Genomic DNA, 23,654 nt, shown 5'->3' with positions numbered 1-23,654 from the left:
ACGCTGATTTGACAGTTGGGGTGGTTGGGATAAGGTAGTGAAGTTGCCCTGCGGGCGAGGCTGAGGAGCCGAGTAGCAGGTGCGTCCGATCCTTGAGAACTCAACAGCGTGCACTTGTCAAAATGCCAAAAAACCTCGCGGCCAGCTTTTGTTGGTCGATGAGATTCTTTTGAGATTAAACGGATTTGTCAGTAATGACATCCGATCGTCAGATCAAACTCGTTCTCCTTAACCTATTCCGGTTTTGGGGGGCAAAATTCTTTTACGGAGAGTTTGATCCTGGCTCAGGATGAACGCTGGCGGCGTGCTTAACACATGCAAGTCGAACGGTGAAGGAGAGCTTGCTCTCTGGATCAGTGGCGAACGGGTGAGTAACACGTGAGCAATCTGCCCCTGACTCTGGGATAACAGTTGGAAACAGCTGCTAATACCGGATACGAAACGTGAAGGCATCTTCAACGTTTGGAAAGAACTTCGGTCAGGGATGAGCTCGCGGCCTATCAGCTTGTTGGTGAGGTAATGGCTCACCAAGGCGTCGACGGGTAGCCGGCCTGAGAGGGTGACCGGCCACACTGGGACTGAGACACGGCCCAGACTCCTACGGGAGGCAGCAGTGGGGAATATTGCACAATGGGCGCAAGCCTGATGCAGCAACGCCGCGTGAGGGACGACGGCCTTCGGGTTGTAAACCTCTTTTAGCAGGGAAGAAGCGAAAGTGACGGTACCTGCAGAAAAAGCACCGGCTAACTACGTGCCAGCAGCCGCGGTAATACGTAGGGTGCAAGCGTTATCCGGAATTATTGGGCGTAAAGAGCTCGTAGGCGGTTTGTCGCGTCTGCTGTGAAAACTGGAGGCTCAACCTCCAGCCTGCAGTGGGTACGGGCAGACTAGAGTGCGGTAGGGGAGATTGGAATTCCTGGTGTAGCGGTGGAATGCGCAGATATCAGGAGGAACACCAATGGCGAAGGCAGATCTCTGGGCCGTTACTGACGCTGAGGAGCGAAAGGGTGGGGAGCAAACAGGCTTAGATACCCTGGTAGTCCACCCCGTAAACGTTGGGAACTAGTTGTGGGGTCCATTCCACGGATTCCGTGACGCAGCTAACGCATTAAGTTCCCCGCCTGGGGAGTACGGCCGCAAGGCTAAAACTCAAAGGAATTGACGGGGACCCGCACAAGCGGCGGAGCATGCGGATTAATTCGATGCAACGCGAAGAACCTTACCAAGGCTTGACATATACGAGAACGGGCTAGAAATAGTCAACTCTTTGGACACTCGTAAACAGGTGGTGCATGGTTGTCGTCAGCTCGTGTCGTGAGATGTTGGGTTAAGTCCCGCAACGAGCGCAACCCTCGTTCTATGTTGCCAGCACGTAATGGTGGGAACTCATGGGATACTGCCGGGGTCAACTCGGAGGAAGGTGGGGATGACGTCAAATCATCATGCCCCTTATGTCTTGGGCTTCACGCATGCTACAATGGCCGGTACAAAGGGCTGCAATACCGTAAGGTGGAGCGAATCCCAAAAAGCCGGTCCCAGTTCGGATTGAGGTCTGCAACTCGACCTCATGAAGTCGGAGTCGCTAGTAATCGCAGATCAGCAACGCTGCGGTGAATACGTTCCCGGGTCTTGTACACACCGCCCGTCAAGTCATGAAAGTCGGTAACACCTGAAGCCGGTGGCCCAACCCTTGTGGAGGGAGCCGTCGAAGGTGGGATCGGTAATTAGGACTAAGTCGTAACAAGGTAGCCGTACCGGAAGGTGCGGCTGGATCACCTCCTTTCTAAGGAGCATCTGGATCTCTTCGGAGATCCCAGAGCCCGCTCGGGACGAATGTTCTCGGGGGGTTAGCTCATGGGTGGAACATTAGACAAGGTGCCGACCGGGATGCCCGGTTCTCAGTACGCTGCTTGCAGCTGGAAAGGGACTTGGTGGACTAATCGGTACATGCACGCTGTTGGGTCCTGAGGGACCGGGTGCGGTTTTCGGACCGTAACTGAACCTCTGGGGCCTTTTTCGTTTGCCACGGTTGTGGCTTGCGAGAGGGGCACCGCCCGTACTTTGAGAACTACACAGTGGACGCGAGCATCTTTGAACTGACTTCGGTCAGTTCTTATAGATGATCTTTTAAAGATCATTAGTCAATTTCAGCCTCACCTTCGGGTGGGGTTCGATTCTTGATAAAACTCATGTGATTTCAAATCTTTAAGAGCAAACGGTGAATGCCTTGGCATCTGGAGCCGAAGAAGGACGTAGCAATCTGCGATAAGCCTCGGGGAGTGGATAAGCACACTTTGATCCGAGGGTGTCCGAATGGGGAAACCCCGCTGGGCGGCGTGCCGACCCAGTGACTCCCGCCTGAATATATAGGGCGGGTAGAGGGAACGTGGGGAAGTGAAACATCTCAGTACCCACAGGAAGAGAAAGCAACCGCGATTCCGTTAGTAGTGGCGAGCGAAACCGGAACAGGCTAAACCGAGTACGTGTGATATCCGGCAGGAGTTGCGTATTCGGGGTTGTGGGACTTTTCAGGTTGCTCTGCCGAGCAGCCGGCGTTACAAGAAGGTATAGACGAACGGTCTTGAAAGGCCGGTCATAGAGGGTGCCAACCCCGTAGTCGAAATGCCTCTCTTGACGCGAAGAGTATCCCAAGTAGCACGGGGCCCGAGAAATCCCGTGTGAATCTGTCAGGACCACCTGATAAGCCTAAATACTCCCAGATGACCGATAGCGGACAAGTACCGTGAGGGAAAGGTGAAAAGTACCCCGGGAGGGGAGTGAAATAGTACCTGAAACCGTTTGCTTACAAACCGTTGGAGCCTCCTTAGTAGGGGTGACAGCGTGCCTTTTGAAGAATGAGCCTGCGAGTTAGCGATACGTGGCGAGGTTAACCCGAGTGGGGTAGCCGTAGCGAAAGCGAGTCTGAATAGGGCGATTCAGTCGCGTGTCCTAGACCCGAAGCGAAGTGATCTATCCATGGCCAGGTTGAAGCGACGGTAAGACGTCGTGGAGGACCGAACCCACTTAGGTTGAAAACTGAGGGGATGAGCTGTGGATAGGGGTGAAAGGCCAATCAAACTTCGTGATAGCTGGTTCTCTCCGAAATGCATTTAGGTGCAGCGTTGCGTGTTTCTTACCGGAGGTAGAGCTACTGGATGGCCGATGGGGCCCAAAAGCTTACTGACGTCAGCCAAACTCCGAATGCCGGTAAGTGAGAGCGCAGCAGTGAGACTGTGGGGGATAAGCTTCATAGTCGAGAGGGAAACAACCCAGACCACCAACTAAGGTCCCTAAGCGCGTGCTAAGTGGGAAAGGATGTGGAGTTGCTTTGACAACCAGGAGGTTGGCTTAGAAGCAGCCACCCTTGAAAGAGTGCGTAATAGCTCACTGGTCAAGTGATTCCGCGCCGACAATGTAACGGGGCTCAAGCACGCCACCGAAGTTGTGGCATTGACATTTTTGGTAGGCCTTCGTGGTCCAGCCGTGTTGATGGGTAGGAGAGCGTCGTGTGGCCAGCGAAGCGGCGGTGTGAACCAGCCGTGGAGGCTACACGAGTGAGAATGCAGGCATGAGTAGCGAAAGACATGTGAGAAACATGTCCTCCGAAAGACCAAGGGTTCCAGGGTCAAGCTAATCTTCCCTGGGTAAGTCGGGACCTAAGGCGAGGCCGACAGGCGTAGTCGATGGACAACGGGTTGATATTCCCGTACCGGCGAAGAACCGCCCAAGCTAATCCAGTGGTGCTAAGAGTCCTAACCAGGAATGGACGGATCCCTTCGGGGTGAAGCCGTCTTGGCGAACGCTCGACCCCATGCTGGTGCGGTTAGCGTATTAACAGGTGTGACGCAGGAAGGTAGCCCAGCCCGGCGATGGTAGTCCGGGTGTAAGTGCGTAGGCCGAGTGATAGGCAAATCCGTCACTCATTAAGGCTGAGACACGATGCGGATAAAAAGTGGGTGATCCTATGCTGCCAAGAAAAGCATCGACGCGAGGTTCTAGCTGCCCGTACCCCAAACCGACTCAGGTGGTCAGGTAGAGAATACCAAGGAGATCGAGAGAATCGTGGTTAAGGAACTCGGCAAAATGCCCCCGTAACTTCGGGAGAAGGGGGGCCTTCGGCGTATTAGGACTTGCTCCGAAAGCGTTTGGAGGCCGCAGAGACTAGTGGGTAGCGACTGTTTACTAAAAACACAGGTCCGTGCCAAGTCGCAAGACGATGTATACGGACTGACGCCTGCCCGGTGCTGGAAGGTTAAGAGGACCGGTTAGCCGCAAGGCGAAGCTGAGAATTTAAGCCCCAGTAAACGGCGGTGGTAACTATAACCATCCTAAGGTAGCGAAATTCCTTGTCGGGTAAGTTCCGACCTGCACGAATGGCGTAACGACTTCCCAACTGTCTCAACCGCGAACTCGGCGAAATTGCATTACGAGTAAAGATGCTCGTTACGCGCAGCAGGACGGAAAGACCCCGTGACCTTTACTACAGCTTGGTATTGGTGTTCGGTGTGGCTTGTGTAGGATAGGTGGGAGACTTTGAAGCATGGACGCCAGTTCATGTGGAGTCATTGTTGAAATACCACTCTGGTCACTCTGGATATCTAACTTCGAACCGTAATCCGGTTCAGGGACAGTGCCTGGTGGGTAGTTTAACTGGGGCGGTTGCCTCCCAAAAAGTAACGGAGGCGCCCAAAGGTTCCCTCAACCTGGTTGGCAATCAGGTGGCGAGTGTAAGTGCACAAGGGAGCTTGACTGTGAGACTGACAGGTCGAGCAGGGACGAAAGTCGGGACTAGTGATCCGGCAGTGGCTTGTGGAAGCGCTGTCGCTCAACGGATAAAAGGTACCTCGGGGATAACAGGCTGATCTTGCCCAAGAGTCCATATCGACGGCATGGTTTGGCACCTCGATGTCGGCTCGTCGCATCCTGGGGCTGGAGTAGGTCCCAAGGGTTGGGCTGTTCGCCCATTAAAGCGGTACGCGAGCTGGGTTTAGAACGTCGTGAGACAGTTCGGTCCCTATCCGCTGCGCGCGCAGGAAATTTGAGAGGATCTGACCCTAGTACGAGAGGACCGGGTTGGACGAACCTCTGGTGTGTCAGTTGTTCCGCCAGGAGCACCGCTGATTAGCTACGTTCGGGATGGATAACCGCTGAAAGCATCTAAGCGGGAAGCCGGCCTCAAGATGAGATTTCCATGCCTTCGGGCGAGAGGCTCCCAGCCAGACTACTGGGTTGATAGGCCGGATGTGGAAGCGCGGTAACGCGTGAAGCTGACCGGTACTAATAAGCCGATGATTTGATAACACACCGTTTTTGGTGCTTGCGTCCACTGAGTGGTTCCCGATGTACGGTCGGGAACAGCACAACAATGACTATGCGTCATGTGCATGACTGAAACATCAATAGTGTTTCGGCGGCCATAGCGTGAGGGAAACGCCCGGTTACATTCCGAACCCGGAAGCTAAGCCTCACAGCGCCGATGGTACTGCAGGGGGGACCCTGTGGGAGAGTAGGACACCGCCGGACTTCTTTCGAGAAAGGGCCACCCAATGTTGGGTGGCCCTTTCGCGTTTACGGGGCAATTTCTTTGCCCACCAGGAGGACCCCGCTGAGGGGGTCCCGGCGCCGACACAGGTGTCGCTGCCAAGACCGCGGAGCAAGACGACTGTGTCCGCCCGAGCTGTGTACACACGCGCTACCATTGTGCGTATGGACACCCTTTCAGGCGAGGTTTCGACCCGCGAGCTCCGAGCGCAGCTCTCCGACGTTCTCGGCCGAGCCATGTACGCGGGTGAGCGGATCGGGATCACGCGAAACGGGAAGCTGGCCGCGGTCGTCGTGAGCGCAGCTGATCTCGAGGCTCTCGAGGAGTTCGAGATGTCACAAGATGTCGACGCTTACCGTCGTGCGAAGTCTGCCGATGATGGCGGACGCGTGTCGCTGGACGAAGTGCAGCGCGACCTCGCTTCGTGAGCTATCAGGTCGACTTCACGACCGCAGCGGCCCGCGACGTCAAGAAGCTTCCGCGTCCCGCTCGTGATCGGGTGTTCTCCGCTATCGATCAGTTGTCTGCTGAGCCGCGCCCGCCGGGTGCGAAGAAGCTCGTGGGGGAGAAGACGGCGTGGCGCATCAGGGTCGGGGACTACCGCGTGATCTACGACATTGTCGACGATCGTCTGACCGTCACGGTCGTTCGGGCCGGACACCGGCGCGACGTCTACGACCGATAGTTCGCACTTCGGATGGCGGCCGGTAGCCGGCATCTTCTTGGCGAGAGCACGGGGTGTGACGGGGTGGTGCCCGTGCCCACGCCTTACGTGGTTCGAATGCTCGAGCGCGAAGCGGCGCCCAGAGCGAAGAGCTTCGAGGCATCATCGTAAACGAGGGTGTGGTCGGGGTGTGAACCTCGACGCGTTGATCCGCCTCGCCACACCTTCGCTCGGAAGCGGGTGTGCATCCACACGTGCTCGCAGGGCTCCATCGAGGTGACCCCGTTGAGCCTCCTCGGGTCATCGAGCAGCGTCGGGGGCCGGTGACCCGTGGTCGAGATCGGGTGAGGCCGGCGGCCGTTCTCCAGGCGACCGGCCGCGTCAGTAAGGACACTCGCTCGCCGATAGCCCGCCCCACCTGGGAATTCGGTTGTCGAGGGCCCGTGCGACACGCCCGAGACGCAGCCTGATTGGACGAACGGGGGAGTCCGTCTTAGAGTTATAAACGTTCGCCCCAAAGGGAGAGCGGAGAGGCCGAAAGGCCCCGCCCCCTCAAGAGGATGAGCATCCCGATCAGGTCACACTCTTGAGTGTGACCGACCGAAAGGTCTATGATCAGGAACCCGGTCGCTCCGACCGAGTCACTCAGTACATCTCGCTCGGCGAGGTGAGACGCTGATTTGACAGTTGGGGTGGTTGGGATAAGGTAGTGAAGTTGCCCTGCGGGCGAGGCTGAGGAGCCGAGTAGCAGGTGCGTCCGATCCTTGAGAACTCAACAGCGTGCACTTGTCAAAATGCCAAAAAACCTCGCGGCCAGCTTTTGTTGGTCGATGAGATTCTTTTGAGATTAAACGGATTTGTCAGTAATGACATCCGATCGTCAGATCAAACTCGTTCTCCTTAACCTATTCCGGTTTTGGGGGGCAAAATTCTTTTACGGAGAGTTTGATCCTGGCTCAGGATGAACGCTGGCGGCGTGCTTAACACATGCAAGTCGAACGGTGAAGGAGAGCTTGCTCTCTGGATCAGTGGCGAACGGGTGAGTAACACGTGAGCAATCTGCCCCTGACTCTGGGATAACAGTTGGAAACAGCTGCTAATACCGGATACGAAACGTGAAGGCATCTTCAACGTTTGGAAAGAACTTCGGTCAGGGATGAGCTCGCGGCCTATCAGCTTGTTGGTGAGGTAATGGCTCACCAAGGCGTCGACGGGTAGCCGGCCTGAGAGGGTGACCGGCCACACTGGGACTGAGACACGGCCCAGACTCCTACGGGAGGCAGCAGTGGGGAATATTGCACAATGGGCGCAAGCCTGATGCAGCAACGCCGCGTGAGGGACGACGGCCTTCGGGTTGTAAACCTCTTTTAGCAGGGAAGAAGCGAAAGTGACGGTACCTGCAGAAAAAGCACCGGCTAACTACGTGCCAGCAGCCGCGGTAATACGTAGGGTGCAAGCGTTATCCGGAATTATTGGGCGTAAAGAGCTCGTAGGCGGTTTGTCGCGTCTGCTGTGAAAACTGGAGGCTCAACCTCCAGCCTGCAGTGGGTACGGGCAGACTAGAGTGCGGTAGGGGAGATTGGAATTCCTGGTGTAGCGGTGGAATGCGCAGATATCAGGAGGAACACCAATGGCGAAGGCAGATCTCTGGGCCGTTACTGACGCTGAGGAGCGAAAGGGTGGGGAGCAAACAGGCTTAGATACCCTGGTAGTCCACCCCGTAAACGTTGGGAACTAGTTGTGGGGTCCATTCCACGGATTCCGTGACGCAGCTAACGCATTAAGTTCCCCGCCTGGGGAGTACGGCCGCAAGGCTAAAACTCAAAGGAATTGACGGGGACCCGCACAAGCGGCGGAGCATGCGGATTAATTCGATGCAACGCGAAGAACCTTACCAAGGCTTGACATATACGAGAACGGGCTAGAAATAGTCAACTCTTTGGACACTCGTAAACAGGTGGTGCATGGTTGTCGTCAGCTCGTGTCGTGAGATGTTGGGTTAAGTCCCGCAACGAGCGCAACCCTCGTTCTATGTTGCCAGCACGTAATGGTGGGAACTCATGGGATACTGCCGGGGTCAACTCGGAGGAAGGTGGGGATGACGTCAAATCATCATGCCCCTTATGTCTTGGGCTTCACGCATGCTACAATGGCCGGTACAAAGGGCTGCAATACCGTAAGGTGGAGCGAATCCCAAAAAGCCGGTCCCAGTTCGGATTGAGGTCTGCAACTCGACCTCATGAAGTCGGAGTCGCTAGTAATCGCAGATCAGCAACGCTGCGGTGAATACGTTCCCGGGTCTTGTACACACCGCCCGTCAAGTCATGAAAGTCGGTAACACCTGAAGCCGGTGGCCCAACCCTTGTGGAGGGAGCCGTCGAAGGTGGGATCGGTAATTAGGACTAAGTCGTAACAAGGTAGCCGTACCGGAAGGTGCGGCTGGATCACCTCCTTTCTAAGGAGCATCTGGATCTCTTCGGAGATCCCAGAGCCCGCTCGGGACGAATGTTCTCGGGGGGTTAGCTCATGGGTGGAACATTAGACAAGGTGCCGACCGGGATGCCCGGTTCTCAGTACGCTGCTTGCAGCTGGAAAGGGACTTGGTGGACTAATCGGTACATGCACGCTGTTGGGTCCTGAGGGACCGGGTGCGGTTTTCGGACCGTAACTGAACCTCTGGGGCCTTTTTCGTTTGCCACGGTTGTGGCTTGCGAGAGGGGCACCGCCCGTACTTTGAGAACTACACAGTGGACGCGAGCATCTTTGAACTGACTTCGGTCAGTTCTTATAGATGATCTTTTAAAGATCATTAGTCAATTTCAGCCTCACCTTCGGGTGGGGTTCGATTCTTGATAAAACTCATGTGATTTCAAATCTTTAAGAGCAAACGGTGAATGCCTTGGCATCTGGAGCCGAAGAAGGACGTAGCAATCTGCGATAAGCCTCGGGGAGTGGATAAGCACACTTTGATCCGAGGGTGTCCGAATGGGGAAACCCCGCTGGGCGGCGTGCCGACCCAGTGACTCCCGCCTGAATATATAGGGCGGGTAGAGGGAACGTGGGGAAGTGAAACATCTCAGTACCCACAGGAAGAGAAAGCAACCGCGATTCCGTTAGTAGTGGCGAGCGAAACCGGAACAGGCTAAACCGAGTACGTGTGATATCCGGCAGGAGTTGCGTATTCGGGGTTGTGGGACTTTTCAGGTTGCTCTGCCGAGCAGCCGGCGTTACAAGAAGGTATAGACGAACGGTCTTGAAAGGCCGGTCATAGAGGGTGCCAACCCCGTAGTCGAAATGCCTCTCTTGACGCGAAGAGTATCCCAAGTAGCACGGGGCCCGAGAAATCCCGTGTGAATCTGTCAGGACCACCTGATAAGCCTAAATACTCCCAGATGACCGATAGCGGACAAGTACCGTGAGGGAAAGGTGAAAAGTACCCCGGGAGGGGAGTGAAATAGTACCTGAAACCGTTTGCTTACAAACCGTTGGAGCCTCCTTAGTAGGGGTGACAGCGTGCCTTTTGAAGAATGAGCCTGCGAGTTAGCGATACGTGGCGAGGTTAACCCGAGTGGGGTAGCCGTAGCGAAAGCGAGTCTGAATAGGGCGATTCAGTCGCGTGTCCTAGACCCGAAGCGAAGTGATCTATCCATGGCCAGGTTGAAGCGACGGTAAGACGTCGTGGAGGACCGAACCCACTTAGGTTGAAAACTGAGGGGATGAGCTGTGGATAGGGGTGAAAGGCCAATCAAACTTCGTGATAGCTGGTTCTCTCCGAAATGCATTTAGGTGCAGCGTTGCGTGTTTCTTACCGGAGGTAGAGCTACTGGATGGCCGATGGGGCCCAAAAGCTTACTGACGTCAGCCAAACTCCGAATGCCGGTAAGTGAGAGCGCAGCAGTGAGACTGTGGGGGATAAGCTTCATAGTCGAGAGGGAAACAACCCAGACCACCAACTAAGGTCCCTAAGCGCGTGCTAAGTGGGAAAGGATGTGGAGTTGCTTTGACAACCAGGAGGTTGGCTTAGAAGCAGCCACCCTTGAAAGAGTGCGTAATAGCTCACTGGTCAAGTGATTCCGCGCCGACAATGTAACGGGGCTCAAGCACGCCACCGAAGTTGTGGCATTGACATTTTTGGTAGGCCTTCGTGGTCCAGCCGTGTTGATGGGTAGGAGAGCGTCGTGTGGCCAGCGAAGCGGCGGTGTGAACCAGCCGTGGAGGCTACACGAGTGAGAATGCAGGCATGAGTAGCGAAAGACATGTGAGAAACATGTCCTCCGAAAGACCAAGGGTTCCAGGGTCAAGCTAATCTTCCCTGGGTAAGTCGGGACCTAAGGCGAGGCCGACAGGCGTAGTCGATGGACAACGGGTTGATATTCCCGTACCGGCGAAGAACCGCCCAAGCTAATCCAGTGGTGCTAAGAGTCCTAACCAGGAATGGACGGATCCCTTCGGGGTGAAGCCGTCTTGGCGAACGCTCGACCCCATGCTGGTGCGGTTAGCGTATTAACAGGTGTGACGCAGGAAGGTAGCCCAGCCCGGCGATGGTAGTCCGGGTGTAAGTGCGTAGGCCGAGTGATAGGCAAATCCGTCACTCATTAAGGCTGAGACACGATGCGGATAAAAAGTGGGTGATCCTATGCTGCCAAGAAAAGCATCGACGCGAGGTTCTAGCTGCCCGTACCCCAAACCGACTCAGGTGGTCAGGTAGAGAATACCAAGGAGATCGAGAGAATCGTGGTTAAGGAACTCGGCAAAATGCCCCCGTAACTTCGGGAGAAGGGGGGCCTTCGGCGTATTAGGACTTGCTCCGAAAGCGTTTGGAGGCCGCAGAGACTAGTGGGTAGCGACTGTTTACTAAAAACACAGGTCCGTGCCAAGTCGCAAGACGATGTATACGGACTGACGCCTGCCCGGTGCTGGAAGGTTAAGAGGACCGGTTAGCCGCAAGGCGAAGCTGAGAATTTAAGCCCCAGTAAACGGCGGTGGTAACTATAACCATCCTAAGGTAGCGAAATTCCTTGTCGGGTAAGTTCCGACCTGCACGAATGGCGTAACGACTTCCCAACTGTCTCAACCGCGAACTCGGCGAAATTGCATTACGAGTAAAGATGCTCGTTACGCGCAGCAGGACGGAAAGACCCCGTGACCTTTACTACAGCTTGGTATTGGTGTTCGGTGTGGCTTGTGTAGGATAGGTGGGAGACTTTGAAGCATGGACGCCAGTTCATGTGGAGTCATTGTTGAAATACCACTCTGGTCACTCTGGATATCTAACTTCGAACCGTAATCCGGTTCAGGGACAGTGCCTGGTGGGTAGTTTAACTGGGGCGGTTGCCTCCCAAAAAGTAACGGAGGCGCCCAAAGGTTCCCTCAACCTGGTTGGCAATCAGGTGGCGAGTGTAAGTGCACAAGGGAGCTTGACTGTGAGACTGACAGGTCGAGCAGGGACGAAAGTCGGGACTAGTGATCCGGCAGTGGCTTGTGGAAGCGCTGTCGCTCAACGGATAAAAGGTACCTCGGGGATAACAGGCTGATCTTGCCCAAGAGTCCATATCGACGGCATGGTTTGGCACCTCGATGTCGGCTCGTCGCATCCTGGGGCTGGAGTAGGTCCCAAGGGTTGGGCTGTTCGCCCATTAAAGCGGTACGCGAGCTGGGTTTAGAACGTCGTGAGACAGTTCGGTCCCTATCCGCTGCGCGCGCAGGAAATTTGAGAGGATCTGACCCTAGTACGAGAGGACCGGGTTGGACGAACCTCTGGTGTGTCAGTTGTTCCGCCAGGAGCACCGCTGATTAGCTACGTTCGGGATGGATAACCGCTGAAAGCATCTAAGCGGGAAGCCGGCCTCAAGATGAGATTTCCATGCCTTCGGGCGAGAGGCTCCCAGCCAGACTACTGGGTTGATAGGCCGGATGTGGAAGCGCGGTAACGCGTGAAGCTGACCGGTACTAATAAGCCGATGATTTGATAACACACCGTTTTTGGTGCTTGCGTCCACTGAGTGGTTCCCGATGTACGGTCGGGAACAGCACAACAATGACTATGCGTCATGTGCATGACTGAAACATCAATAGTGTTTCGGCGGCCATAGCGTGAGGGAAACGCCCGGTTACATTCCGAACCCGGAAGCTAAGCCTCACAGCGCCGATGGTACTGCAGGGGGGACCCTGTGGGAGAGTAGGACACCGCCGGACTTCTTTCGAGAAAGGGCCACCCAATGTTGGGTGGCCCTTTCGCGTTTACGGGGCAATTTCTTTGCCCACCAGGAGGACCCCGCCATGGCAAAAGAAGATGCTGACGCCCCTCGTGGCGACGACAGGCCCGCACGGGGCGGTGCGCCGCGGCGCGACGGCGATCGTGCTGCACGGTCGGATCGTCCCCGAGCGGAGGGACGCCCCGCGCGAGATGGTGCGCCTGCGTCGGGTGGGCGTTCTGGCAAAGATGACGGGGCCCGACGAGGTGAGCGCCCGCAGCGCGATGCCGGACGTCCGGCGCGCGAAGGCCGTCCATACGGCGCGGGTCGACCGAACACCGCCGGGGGTTCGCGGGACGGTCGTCCCGCTCCCCGCTCGGGTCAGTCGCAGGGCGACCGGACGGGCCGACCGCCTCGGAACGACGATCGCGGCGGCCGCCCCGGGGGATCGGGTTACCGCGGGGGCGGCGATTCCCGACCGTCGACGGGCGACCGTGCGTCGCGACCGCCCGAGCGGTTCCGTGAAAGCGGCCCCGAGCTGCCGGACGACATCACCGCTCGCGACCTGCAGGGGCAGGCGCGGAACGAACTCAAGACTCTGAGCAAAGAGAACGCCGAGGAGGTCGCGCGCCACCTGGCTATGGCTGCCCGTCTCATCGAGGACGACCCCGCACTCGCGCACGAGCACGCCCTGGCGGCGACGCGACGAGCCGGACGAATCGCCGTCGTGCGAGAGACTGCCGCCATCACGGCTTATGGCATCGGTGACTTCGCGCTGGCACTGCGCGAGCTGCGCACCTATCGGCGGATATCGGGCCGCGACGATCAGATCGCTCTTCTCGTCGACAGCGAGCGAGGCGTGGGGCGGCCGGATCGTGGCCTCGAAGAGGGCCGGAGCGTCGACCGAGCGACACTGCCCACCGAAGTTCGCGTTGAGCTGGCGATCGCCATGTCGGGGGCTCGCCTCGACCTCGGCGAGACCGAGCGGGCGCTGCAGGAACTCGACATCCCCGAGTTGAATCCCGACCGCGCGTTCGAGTGGAGCCCCGCGCTGTTCGCTGCCCGCGCGGCCGTGCTCGAAGAACTCGGACGAGACGAAGAAGCTCAGCTGTGGCGGCGTCGCGCCGACGTCGCCGCCGACGCGCTGGACGACGCGTCGGGGGTCGCCGACCTCGAGGTGATCATCGTCGACGAGACCGAGGACCCTTACGCGGTGATTCCCGTCGAGGTCGAGCCTGCGGCGGATGAGCCCGTCGAGGTCGAGCCTGCACCCGACGCACCCGATGAAGCTGAGGTCGCCGCGGGCGATGCGGTTGCGCTCGCTGCGGCTCCTGCGTCTTCATCGAAGCGCGCCGCGGCCCCCCAGCCGGAGTTGGACATCTTCGGCACCGAGTCCGACCACGTGGAGGGGGAGGACCGCTGATGTGGGGACGCCCGCCGGCCTCTTCGACGCCGCTCGACGGCGTGGATGTCGTGCTCGCCGATCTCGATGGCGTGGTCTACGCCGGGTCGGGCGCGATCCCGCACGCCGTGGAAAGCCTCAACCGAGCAGCGGAAGGACGCAGGCTCGGTTTCATCACGAACAACGCGTCGCGCACCGACGCATCGGTGGCGGCGCACCTGAGCGAGCTCGGATTGAGCACTCGCGCGGACGAGGTCGTCACGAGTCCGCAGGCCGCCATGACGCTCCTCGCAGCGCTCGTGCCCCCGGGATCGACCGTGCTCATCGTCGGCGGCGAAGGTCTCGTCGTCGAGGTGGAGAAGGCCGGCTTCGTCGTCACGCGCTCCGCTGACGACAATCCGGCGGCGGTCGTGCAGGGTTTCGCTCCGGACGTGGCGTGGGTGCATCTCGCCGAAGCGGCGTTCGCCTTGAAGACGCCGATCGAAGAGGGCGGGATTCCCTGGATCGCGACGAACACCGACTGGACGATCCCGCAGTCACGAGGCATCGCGCCCGGCAACGGGACGCTCGTCTCTGCCGTGCACACCGCTGTCGGCCGGTTGGCGACGGTCGCGGGCAAGCCCGAGATCCCGATCTTCCGTGAGGCTGTGGCGCGGTTCGCAGCATCCGCCCCGCTCTTCATCGGCGACCGCCTCGACACCGACATCAAGGGCGCCGTGGCGGCAGACATGCGTTCGGTTCTCGTGCTCACGGGGATCGATCGACCCAAGCACGTGCTGGCCGCGCCGCCGGATTCGCGTCCGGATTTCATCGTCGGAGACCTTCGTGAGCTGTTCGAGCCGTATCCGCCCACGGTCGTGAAGGGTGCGCGCACGACGGTCGGAAAAGCGACGGTCGAGATCGATGGAGCCGATCTGCGGATCGTGTCGGAGGGCGACCGTCCGATCGATCTGGTGCGTGCGGGCGTTGCCGCCGTGTGGGATTCGGGCAGGGCCATCTTCGGGTTCCGCATGCCCGAACGCCTCTACGCCGACCCGTTCTTCCGTCCGTGACGACGGTCGTTACGATAGCGGGATGACCGACGCGAACCATTCCGGTGATGCCGCTCGCGAGGGGTCTGAGCTGATCAGTCGACTGCGGATCATCGAGGGCCAGCCGCTTTCGGATCGTGCCGATGCCTATGCAGCTCTGCACGACGAGCTTGCTCGGCGCCTCGAGTCGGGCCCCGTCGATCTTCACGCGCGCGAATGACCGCGCGTCTGGACGCGGAGCTGGCTCGGCGGGGTCTGGCGCGCTCGCGCACGCAGGCCGCGCACCTGATCGCCGACGGCATGGTGACTGTCGACGGTGTGGTGGTGGTCAAAGCATCCGCGCCGGTCAGGGAGGAGGCGGTCCTCGAGGTCGCGGCCTCTGACCACTACGTGAGCCGCGCCGCGCACAAGTTGCTCGCCGGCCTCGACGCGTTCGATGTGCCCGTTGCCGGGCGCGTAGCGCTCGATATGGGGTCGTCCACCGGCGGGTTCACCCAGGTTCTGCGCGAACGCGGTGCGAGGCCGGTGCTCGCCGTCGACGTCGGGCACGGGCAGCTCGACCCGCTGCTCGCTCTCGACCCCGACGTCATCTCGGTCGAGGGCTTCAACGTGCGGTACATGGATGCCGCGGGGCTCGCCGCTGCCACGGGGTTCGACGAACGACCCGATCTCATCACCGGAGACCTCTCGTTCATCTCGCTCACGCACGTGCTGGCCGCCGTCGTTGCCGTCGCCGCGCCCGGCGCCGATGTCGTGCTGCTCATCAAGCCGCAGTTCGAGGTCGGACGCACGGCGGTGAAAGGCGGTCTCGTCACCGACCCCGCGTTGCGCGCGGATGCCGTGTCGACGGTGTTGTGGGCGGCATGGGACGTCGGCCTGCGTACAGTCGGGTTGACCGCTTCACCCATAGCCGGTCTCCACGGAAATCGCGAGTACGTCGCGCATCTCGCCGCCGGACGGGGAAGTGATCCCTCAGAATGGGGGAGCACCGTGAACGAATTGACCGGAAGCCGATGACCCCCAGCGATCGAAACATCCTCGTCGTCGCACACGCACGCCGCGACGACACGATAGCCGCCGCCGAACGCGTCATCTCTGCGCTGCGCCAGGCGGGAGCACGTGCTGTTCTGTCGCGTGACGACCGTGACGACCTGGAGGGGGCGTTCTCGCTCGACGGCATCGGCACCCTCGGTGAAGACGTCGCCGTCGATGAACTCGAACTCGCGATCGTGCTCGGCGGAGACGGCACCATCCTCCGCGCGGCCGAACTCGTGCGAGGCGGCACCGCGGCCGTGCTCGGAATCAACATGGGGCACGTGGGCTTCCTCGCAGAGAGCGAGCGCGACGACATGGACGACGCGGTGCGCCGGGCCATCGACCGCGACTACCGCGTCGAGGAGCGACTCGCGCTGTCGGTGCGGGTCAAGGACTCCAGTGACACCGTCATCTACGAGACGTGGGCGTTGAACGAAGCGACGGTCGAGAAGGCCAGCCGGGAACGGATGCTGGAGGTCGTGATCGAGATCGACGGCCGGCCCGTGTCGTCGTTCGGCTGCGACGGTGTCGTGGTTTCGACTCCCACCGGTTCGACGGCGTACAACTTCTCGGCCGGCGGTCCGGTGATCTGGCCCTCCGTCGAGGCCATCGCGGTCGTCCCGCTTTCGGCGCACGCTCTGTTCGCGCGACCGCTCGTCGTCGGGCCCGAGGCACCGATCGCGATCGAGGTGCTCGAGCGCACGAGCGGCATCGGCATCCTCTGGTGCGACGGGCGGCGCTCGCACGAGCTTCCCCCGGGCGCGCGCGTGGTGGTGCGTCGGTCGCCCGAGCCGGTGCGGCTCGCGCGTCTGCACCCCCCGGCGTTCACCGACCGCCTCGTGCACAAGTTCCGCCTGCCCGTCACGGGCTGGCGAGGACCCGCTCCGGAGGTCTCGTGATCGAGGAGATCCGGCTTCGTGATCTCGGGGTGATCGCGGAGGCCACCCTCCCGATCGGCCCGGGGTTCACCGCGATCACCGGAGAGACCGGCGCCGGCAAGACGATGGTCGTGACCGGTCTCGGGCTTCTGCTGGGCAACCGGGCGGACTCGGGCGCGGTGCGTTCGGGAGCTGCGCACGCCGCCGTCGACGGCGTCTGGAGTGTTCCCGACGAAGGCCCGGTCGTCGACCGCGTTCGCGAGGCCGGCGGCGACGTCGAACCTCTCGGCGACGGGCGCGCGGAACTGTACCTCGGACGAACGGTGTCGAGCGAAGGACGCGGGCGCGCCACGGTCGGGGGCAGGAGCGCCCCTGCGGGCGTGCTGTCGGAGCTCGCGGACTCGCTGGTCGTCGTGCACGGGCAGTCCGACCAGCTGCGGTTGCGTTCGGCCGGGGCCCAGCGCGATGCGCTCGACCGGTTCGCCGGCTCTCCGGTCGCGCGGGCGCTGACGGACTACCAGAGCGCCTACGCACGGTGGCGCGCGCTCGACACCGAGCTGAGCGAGCTGCAGGGCGATCGCGATGCGCGCAGCCGTGAGGCCGACGACCTGAGGGCCGCGCTCGCCGAGATCGAGTCGGTCGCGCCGACCGCCGGCGAAGACGTCGACCTCGCTCAGCGCGCCGAGCGTCTCGCTAACGCCGAGGAGCTGCGGCTCGCCGCGGCGACCGCACACGAGGCGCTGTCCAGCGAGCTCGACGCGGCCGACGCGACCGCGCGGGTGGCCGAGGCAAGACGCTCCCTCGAGCGCGGCAGCATCCACGACTCCTCCCTCGAGGCCCTCGCTGAGCAGGCGGCAGACCTCGGGTACCGCGTCGCGGATCTCGCGGCCGGGGTTTCGGCCTATCTCGCCGACCTCGACGAATCAGGCCCGCACGAACTCGCCGCCGTCGAAGATCGCCGCGCCGCGCTGGCGGGCCTCGCGCGTGCGCACGGATCAGTCGATGCCGCCATCGCGCTGCTCGAGAGCGGCTCGGCGCGCTTGGCGGAGCTCGACGACGACGGCGACCGCATCGAACGGCTCGCGGAGGAGAGGGATGCAGCCTCCGCCGCGCTCGACGCCGCCGCCGCCGCGCTCACGCACGCGCGAGAGACCGCCGCAGTGCGCCTCGGCGCCGCGGTGACCGATGAACTGCACGCCCTCGCCCTGCCCGACGCCACCCTGGTCGTGAGCGTCGCGCCGGGGTCGCCGACCACCTACGGCCGCGACGACGTCACGATTCTCCTCGCCCCGCACCCGGGTGCCGATCCTCGACCTGTCGCACGGGGCGCCTCGGGAGGCGAGCTGAGCCGCGTCATGTTGGCGATCGAGGTCGTGATCGCCGCGGTCGATCCGGTGCCCACCTTCGTCTTCGACGAGGTCGACGCCGGGATAGGCGGAGCGGCGGCGATCGAGGTCGGTCGGCGCCTGGCCAGACTCGCGGAGTCTTCGCAGGTGATCGTCGTGACCCACCTCGCACAGGTGGCGGCCTTCGCCGGCAACCACCTCTCGGTGGTCAAGAGCAATGACGGCTCGGTCACGGCCTCGAGCGTGAGGCGCCTGGAGGGCGCGGACCGCGAGGCCGAGATGGCGCGACTGCTCTCGGGCCTGGCCGACTCCGACGCGGCGCTCACACACGCCCGTGAGTTGCTCGACACCGCGCGCGGCGCGCGGTGAACGACGACGACGACGCCGCAATCGCCGCGGATTCGCCGCCGGCGGGAGCGGTGCACATCGCCCCGCGCCGGCCAACACCCCTGTACGCCTTCCTCTCGTCGCGACTGCTCCGACTGGAAGGGTGGTTGCAGTCGCACGGCGGCGAGCAGTTGCGCGGCGCCATCCGGCTGTTCTGGGCTTTCCTGCTGGCGGCGGGTGTCTTTCTGCTGGTCGGGCCTGTGCTCAACGAACCGCTCTCGTTCGACGACATCACGTCATCGGCGGGGGAGGCGACCGATACCTGGATCGCCCGTTCCTTCGAAGCCGACTACACACTCGTGCACGCCGACGACGGTCGCCTGGCCCTCGAGGTCGAGGAACGCATCACCGCCTTCTTCCCCGAGGACGTCGACGAGTCGGCGGTCGAGCGCGTCATCGCCACCCAGTACGAGGGCCACGATCTGCGTCCCGAGCTGCGGGGCGCCACGCTGGACGGAGCGGTGATCGCCCCGACCGTCCGAGAGACACCGACACGATCGGCCTTCGTCGTGGATGCCGGCGAACGTCTGCGCGGCGATCACGATGTCGTGCTGCGGTACGTGCTCCACGACGTCGCGTACAGCGACCAGGATCCCTCGTCGCGGGAGTTGTACGACCTCCTCGAATGGGATGCATTCGGACCGGAGTGGTCGCACGGCGTGGCCGAGAGCTCGCTGACGATCACCGTTCCCCGTGAGCTCGTCGACGCCTACGCGCGGCAACCGAGTTCGGGGATCGCCTGGCTGCTCGTCGGCGATTCGCAGACACTGACCCCCGACAGCGAAACCGCCGACGCGGTGGTCTACCGGGCGACGAACGATCAGAACCTTCCGCCGTTCGCGTCGTTCTGGTTCGCGCTGCGCTTTGAGGCCGGCACGTTCACGATGCCCGAGCCGTCGGCGTTGTTCTGGGTGCAGGTGATCGGACCCTTCGTTCCCCTCGCTCTCCTTGCCGCCACTCTGCTGTTCTCGCTCGCCGCGCGCCGGGTCGCGTGGGCCGACGCACGAGGCCGATCCTGGTTCGTCGCGCAGGACGGCCCGCGGTCGGGCTCAACGCCGGGCGAAGACGCCCGGTTGTGGCGTGCTCGACGCTCCAGTGCGTTGGTCGACGCGCTCGTGCAGTACCGCTCCGACCGCTCGGACGCCGCGGCGCTGCGGCGCCTCGTGCGCGTCGCCCGGCGCACCGGCCGTGTGGGTGACATCCCGCACGCACTCTCCGCGTACCGCTCGTCCCGGGCGTGGACCGCCCAGTTCACCGACGGCCTGCGCCGCGTGCCGCGGGGGTTCGTCCGCGACGCGTTCATCGGTGCGAGCGTCGCGCTCACGGCCGTGCAGTGGGGCCTCGTGCGGCAGCTGTCGTATCAGGTGACCCTCACGGTGTACTGGTGGCCCGTCGCGATCGTCGTCGTCTCGACCGTTCTGGCGGCCACCGTTCTCGCGATCGCGCTCACCGCTCGTCCCCTCACCCGGGCGGGCACCCTGGCGGTGGAGCACCTGCGCGGCCAGGAGCTTTTCGTGGAGCAGACGTCGGCGGCGGATCGCACGCCGCTTCGCGACCGATTGCTGCCCTACGTGGTCATGTTCGAGCGCCCCCGGCGCGCGGGGCGTCTCGTCACCGAGATGCTCGATCGGGAGGGGTTGTCGCAGCAGGTGTCGGAGGACCCCCGGTTCGTCACCACGGGTCGCCTGATCGTGCGGGTGGCCGCCGTCGTCGCGGTCGTCGCCGCCTGCGTCCTCGTCGCCACGACGACCGCGGGAACACGCCACGCCCTCGGCCAGAACGATGTCCTCGAGGACGTGGAGGGCGACTACGGCGTCTACGTCTCCGACGTCGATATCGAGGCCTCGTTGTCGCGGGGTCCGAACGGCGAGGCGCGGCTCGAGGTGGTCGAGAAGCTCGAGGCCGACACGGATGAGAACCTTCGAGCCATTCCGCAGGTCACCCGCGTGTGGCGCGATCAGGTCGACGGCCACGACCAGTCCCTGACCGTCGACGAGATCACTGTCGACGGCGAAGCGGTGCCGTTCGAGCAGTCCCGCGTGCGGGGTCATGCGGTCGTTCAGACGAGACTCTCGGACGAGTGGCCGGGTGAGCACGACATCGAGGTCCGCTACACGCTGACAGACGCAGCATCCGCTCTGCACGAGGGCGTCGCGTCGCTCGACGCGGTGCGCTGGACGGCGCTCTTGCCGTGGTGGGACTGGACCTGGGAGGGCGTAGACCATGAACCCGAACGTCTGCGGGTCGCCGTCACGATGCCGCCCGAGCTCGCCGACAGCCTCGTCGACGGCAGCGGCTGGCTCGACGAGCTCGCACACCGCAAGGGGCGCCCGCCCATCGGATTCTCCGATCCGACCGTGACGCCCGATCGCGTCGTGTTCGCCTTCGATGAGCGTGTCGATGACGAATACGATGCCGGCAGCCTCTGGCCCTCCGGCGCGCAGTACGGCGGAGCGCAGCTCCTGTTTCCCGACGGCACGTTCACCGGTCCGTCGGAGGAGGAGTGGGCGCGGCACACGGCCTGGCAATCGCTGCCCTGGCTGCTGTCGCCTGCCCTCGCCCTGATCGCGATCGGTCTGAGCGTCGTCGGCGTCATGCTCGGCCCGGTGCGACTGGCCCGCAGGGGAAAGACCCGCGACCTGGTGCGGTGGATGCCGCCTGCGCTGACCGCGGCGCAGCTGCCGCTCCTGGTGTGGGCGAGCGCCGATGCGTACTCGGAGGATCCGCTGCTCGCGGTGCTGCTCGTGTCCCTTGCCGCCAGCATCATCGCGACGTGGGTGGTTCTCGCACGCACGCGCAGCACGTTGAGCGCCGACACGGTGATGACGTGGCACCGAAAAGGCTCTCGCCGTCGACCGGGCTGATAGCATGGAAGCCCGTGACGGACTCTTCAAAAACGGGCAGCGATTCGAGCGGAACGACCAAGCACATCTTCGTAACGGGAGGTGTCGTCTCATCGCTGGGCAAGGGTCTGACGGCCGCCAGCCTCGGCAATCTTCTGACCGCGCGGGGACTCCACGTGGTCATGCAGAAGCTCGACCCGTATCTCAACGTCGACCCGGGCACGATGAACCCGTTCCAGCACGGTGAGGTCTTCGTCACCGACGACGGCGCCGAGACCGATCTCGACATCGGTCACTACGAGCGTTTCCTCGACATCGAACTGAGCCAGGCGGCGAACGTCACGACCGGGCAGGTCTACTCCGAGGTGATCGCTCGCGAGCGCCGCGGCGAGTACCTCGGCGACACCGTGCAGGTCATTCCGCACATCACCGACGAGATCAAGCGACGGATGCGTCTGCAGGCGACCGCCGTGCCGCAGCCCGACGTCATCATCACCGAGATCGGCGGCACGGTGGGCGACATCGAGTCGCAGCCCTTCATCGAATCGGCTCGACAGATCCGTCACGAACTCGGCCGGAACAACGTCTTCTTCGTCCACGTCTCGCTCGTGCCCTACATGGGCGCCTCCGGAGAGCAGAAGACCAAGCCCACGCAGCACTCGGTCGCCGCGCTCCGGTCGATCGGCATCCAGCCCGACGCGCTCGTTCTGCGCAGCGACCGGCCGGTCACCGAGTCGAACAAGCGCAAGATCGCGCTCATGTGCGACGTCGACGAAGACGCTGTCGTCAACGCGGTCGACGTGCCCAGCATCTACGACATCCCGACGATGCTGCACGACCAGGGTCTCGACGAGTACCTCGTGCGATCCCTGGGCCTGTCGAAGGCCGCCGGCGTGGACTGGTCGCGCTGGGAGAAGGTGCTCGAGGCCGTGCACAACCCGAAGCACGAAGTGACCATCGGGCTCGTCGGCAAGTACATCGACCTGCCCGACGCCTACCTGTCGGTCACCGAAGCGCTCAAAGCCGGCGGGTTCGCCCACGAGACGCACGTGACGGTCACCTGGATCCCCTCCGACCTCTGCGAGACGCCCGAAGGCGCCGAGAAGGCCCTCGGCCACCTCGACGGCATCGTCATTCCCGGGGGGTTCGGCATCCGCGGCATCGAAGGCAAGCTCGGCGCCCTCCGTTTCGCGCGCGAGCAGGGCATTCCGACCCTCGGGATCTGCCTGGGTCTGCAGTGCATCGTCGTCGAGTACGCGCGCAACGTGGCCGGTCTCGAGGGTGCCTCGTCGAGCGAGTTCGACCCCGACAGTCCGCACCCCGTCGTGGCGACCATGGCCGAGCAGGTCGACATCCTCGACCGCGGCGACCTCGGGGGAACCATGCGGCTCGGACTCTACCCCGCCGATCTGGCGCCGGGTTCGATCGCCGAGGAGGTGTACGGCGCCTCGCAGGTGGGTGAGCGTCACCGCCACCGCTACGAGGTCAACAACGCCTACCGCCAGCAGCTCGCCGACGCCGGGCTCGTCTTCTCGGGCATCAACCCCGACCTCGACCTCGTCGAGTACGTCGAGCTTCCGCGCGACGTGCACCCGTACTACATCGCGACGCAGGCGCACCCCGAGCTGCGTTCGCGCCCGACCGCGCCGCATCCGCTCTTCCGTGGCCTCGTGGGCGCGGCCCTCGACCGTCACCGCGCCAGCGAGCTGTTCGACGTCGAGGAGTCGTCGTGACGGACGCCCCGGGTTCGGGGGACGCGCTGCACGACGAACGCCTCGATCTCGAGGTCGTCGCCTCTGAGAAGGTGTTCGAGGGCCGGGTCTGGGACGTGCGTTCCGACACCGTGCGCTACGGCGACGGCGAGATCGTGCGGCAATACGTCGATCACCCGGGAGCTGCGGCGATCGTCGCCATCGACGACGACGGCCGCGTCGTGCTCATCCAGCAGTATCGACACCCCATCCACCTTCGCGAGTGGGAGATTCCGGCCGGGCTGCTCGACGTCGCCGGCGAACCCCCGGTCGACTCGGCGCGGCGTGAGCTCGCGGAAGAAGTCGACCTCGTCGCCCACCGGTGGCAGCCGCTGCTGACGATGCACACCTCGCCCGGGGGCAGCAGCGAAGTTCTGCACATCTTCCTCGCTCGCGACCTCGTCGCTGCGTCCGGCGCATTCGAGCGGGAGGACGAAGAAGCCGACATCCGTGTCGAGCGCGTTCCTCTGGCGGATGTCGTCACGGGCATCCTTGAAGGGCGACTACGCAACGGAATCCTCATCGCGGGCGTACTGGCCGCGGCCGAAGTGCTTCGGCGGGAAGCCGCACCGGAGCGCTGA

Annotated in this window: 11 protein-coding genes and 6 rRNA genes; all 17 read left to right on the top strand. The window is 62.3% G+C overall.

Annotated features, from left to right (window positions below; genetic code table 11):
* Positions 1-261 precede the first annotated feature (261 nt).
* The 17 genes from ACFXQA_RS12680 to ACFXQA_RS12600 all read left to right on the top strand — a co-directional run bounded on the left by ACFXQA_RS12680 (position 262) and on the right by ACFXQA_RS12600 (position 23,654).
* Positions 262-1,783, top strand: a 16S ribosomal RNA gene (locus ACFXQA_RS12680).
* A 412-nt stretch (positions 1,784-2,195) separates the two neighbouring features.
* Positions 2,196-5,301 (top strand): 23S ribosomal RNA (locus ACFXQA_RS12675).
* A gap of 105 nt (positions 5,302-5,406) precedes the next feature.
* Positions 5,407-5,523: ribosomal RNA gene (rrf, locus tag ACFXQA_RS12670) — 5S ribosomal RNA — on the top strand.
* Between the two features lie 183 nt (positions 5,524-5,706).
* On the top strand, positions 5,707-5,970 hold the full coding sequence (locus tag ACFXQA_RS12665; RefSeq protein WP_394520202.1) for a type II toxin-antitoxin system prevent-host-death family antitoxin: 264 nt from the start codon (positions 5,707-5,709) through the stop codon (positions 5,968-5,970).
* A complete protein-coding gene (locus ACFXQA_RS12660; protein WP_394520201.1) occupies positions 5,967-6,227 on the top strand; it encodes a type II toxin-antitoxin system RelE family toxin in 261 nt (86 codons plus the stop codon). The genes ACFXQA_RS12665 and ACFXQA_RS12660 overlap by 4 nt, the downstream gene beginning before the upstream one ends.
* A 912-nt stretch (positions 6,228-7,139) precedes the next feature.
* A 16S ribosomal RNA gene (locus ACFXQA_RS12655) occupies positions 7,140-8,661 on the top strand.
* Positions 8,662-9,073: 412 nt separating this feature from the next.
* Positions 9,074-12,179, top strand: a 23S ribosomal RNA gene (locus ACFXQA_RS12650).
* A 105-nt stretch (positions 12,180-12,284) separates the two neighbouring features.
* Positions 12,285-12,401 (top strand): 5S ribosomal RNA (gene rrf / locus ACFXQA_RS12645).
* Together the 16S, 23S and 5S rRNA genes form the textbook arrangement of a ribosomal RNA operon.
* Positions 12,402-13,040: 639 nt before the next feature.
* On the top strand, positions 13,041-13,823 hold the full coding sequence (locus tag ACFXQA_RS12640) for a hypothetical protein (protein ID WP_394520200.1): 783 nt from the start codon (positions 13,041-13,043) through the stop codon (positions 13,821-13,823).
* Complete coding sequence (locus ACFXQA_RS12635) at positions 13,823-14,854, top strand: HAD-IIA family hydrolase (RefSeq protein WP_394520199.1); 1,032 nt, start codon at positions 13,823-13,825, stop codon at positions 14,852-14,854. Before ACFXQA_RS12640 ends, ACFXQA_RS12635 begins: the two co-directional genes overlap by 1 nt.
* Before the next feature lie 22 nt (positions 14,855-14,876).
* Positions 14,877-15,053, top strand: coding sequence for a hypothetical protein (locus ACFXQA_RS12630; RefSeq protein ID WP_394520198.1), 177 nt, complete (start codon positions 14,877-14,879; stop codon positions 15,051-15,053).
* Complete coding sequence (locus ACFXQA_RS12625; protein ID WP_394520197.1) at positions 15,050-15,850, top strand: TlyA family RNA methyltransferase; 801 nt, start codon at positions 15,050-15,052, stop codon at positions 15,848-15,850. Before ACFXQA_RS12630 ends, ACFXQA_RS12625 begins: the two co-directional genes overlap by 4 nt.
* A complete protein-coding gene (locus tag ACFXQA_RS12620) occupies positions 15,847-16,767 on the top strand; it encodes an NAD kinase (protein WP_394520196.1) in 921 nt (306 codons plus the stop codon). Before ACFXQA_RS12625 ends, ACFXQA_RS12620 begins: the two co-directional genes overlap by 4 nt.
* Positions 16,764-18,461: a DNA repair protein RecN gene (recN, locus tag ACFXQA_RS12615; RefSeq protein WP_394520195.1), complete on the top strand. Its 1,698-nt coding sequence runs from the start codon at positions 16,764-16,766 to the stop codon at positions 18,459-18,461. The genes ACFXQA_RS12620 and recN overlap by 4 nt, the downstream gene beginning before the upstream one ends.
* Complete coding sequence (locus tag ACFXQA_RS12610) at positions 18,458-21,343, top strand: hypothetical protein (protein WP_394520194.1); 2,886 nt, start codon at positions 18,458-18,460, stop codon at positions 21,341-21,343. The genes recN and ACFXQA_RS12610 overlap by 4 nt, the downstream gene beginning before the upstream one ends.
* 14 nt (positions 21,344-21,357) lie before the next feature.
* Positions 21,358-23,055: a CTP synthase gene (locus ACFXQA_RS12605; protein ID WP_394520193.1), complete on the top strand. Its 1,698-nt coding sequence runs from the start codon at positions 21,358-21,360 to the stop codon at positions 23,053-23,055.
* Entirely contained in the window at positions 23,052-23,654 is a 603-nt protein-coding gene (locus ACFXQA_RS12600) for an NUDIX domain-containing protein (protein WP_394520192.1), read from the top strand. The genes ACFXQA_RS12605 and ACFXQA_RS12600 overlap by 4 nt, the downstream gene beginning before the upstream one ends.

The organism is Microbacterium shimangi, from assembly GCF_043556445.1.
Taxonomy (GTDB): domain Bacteria; phylum Actinomycetota; class Actinomycetes; order Actinomycetales; family Microbacteriaceae; genus Microbacterium.
The sequence above is the reverse complement of the archived record's forward strand: the minus strand, read 5'-3'. Positions and strand labels throughout refer to the sequence as shown.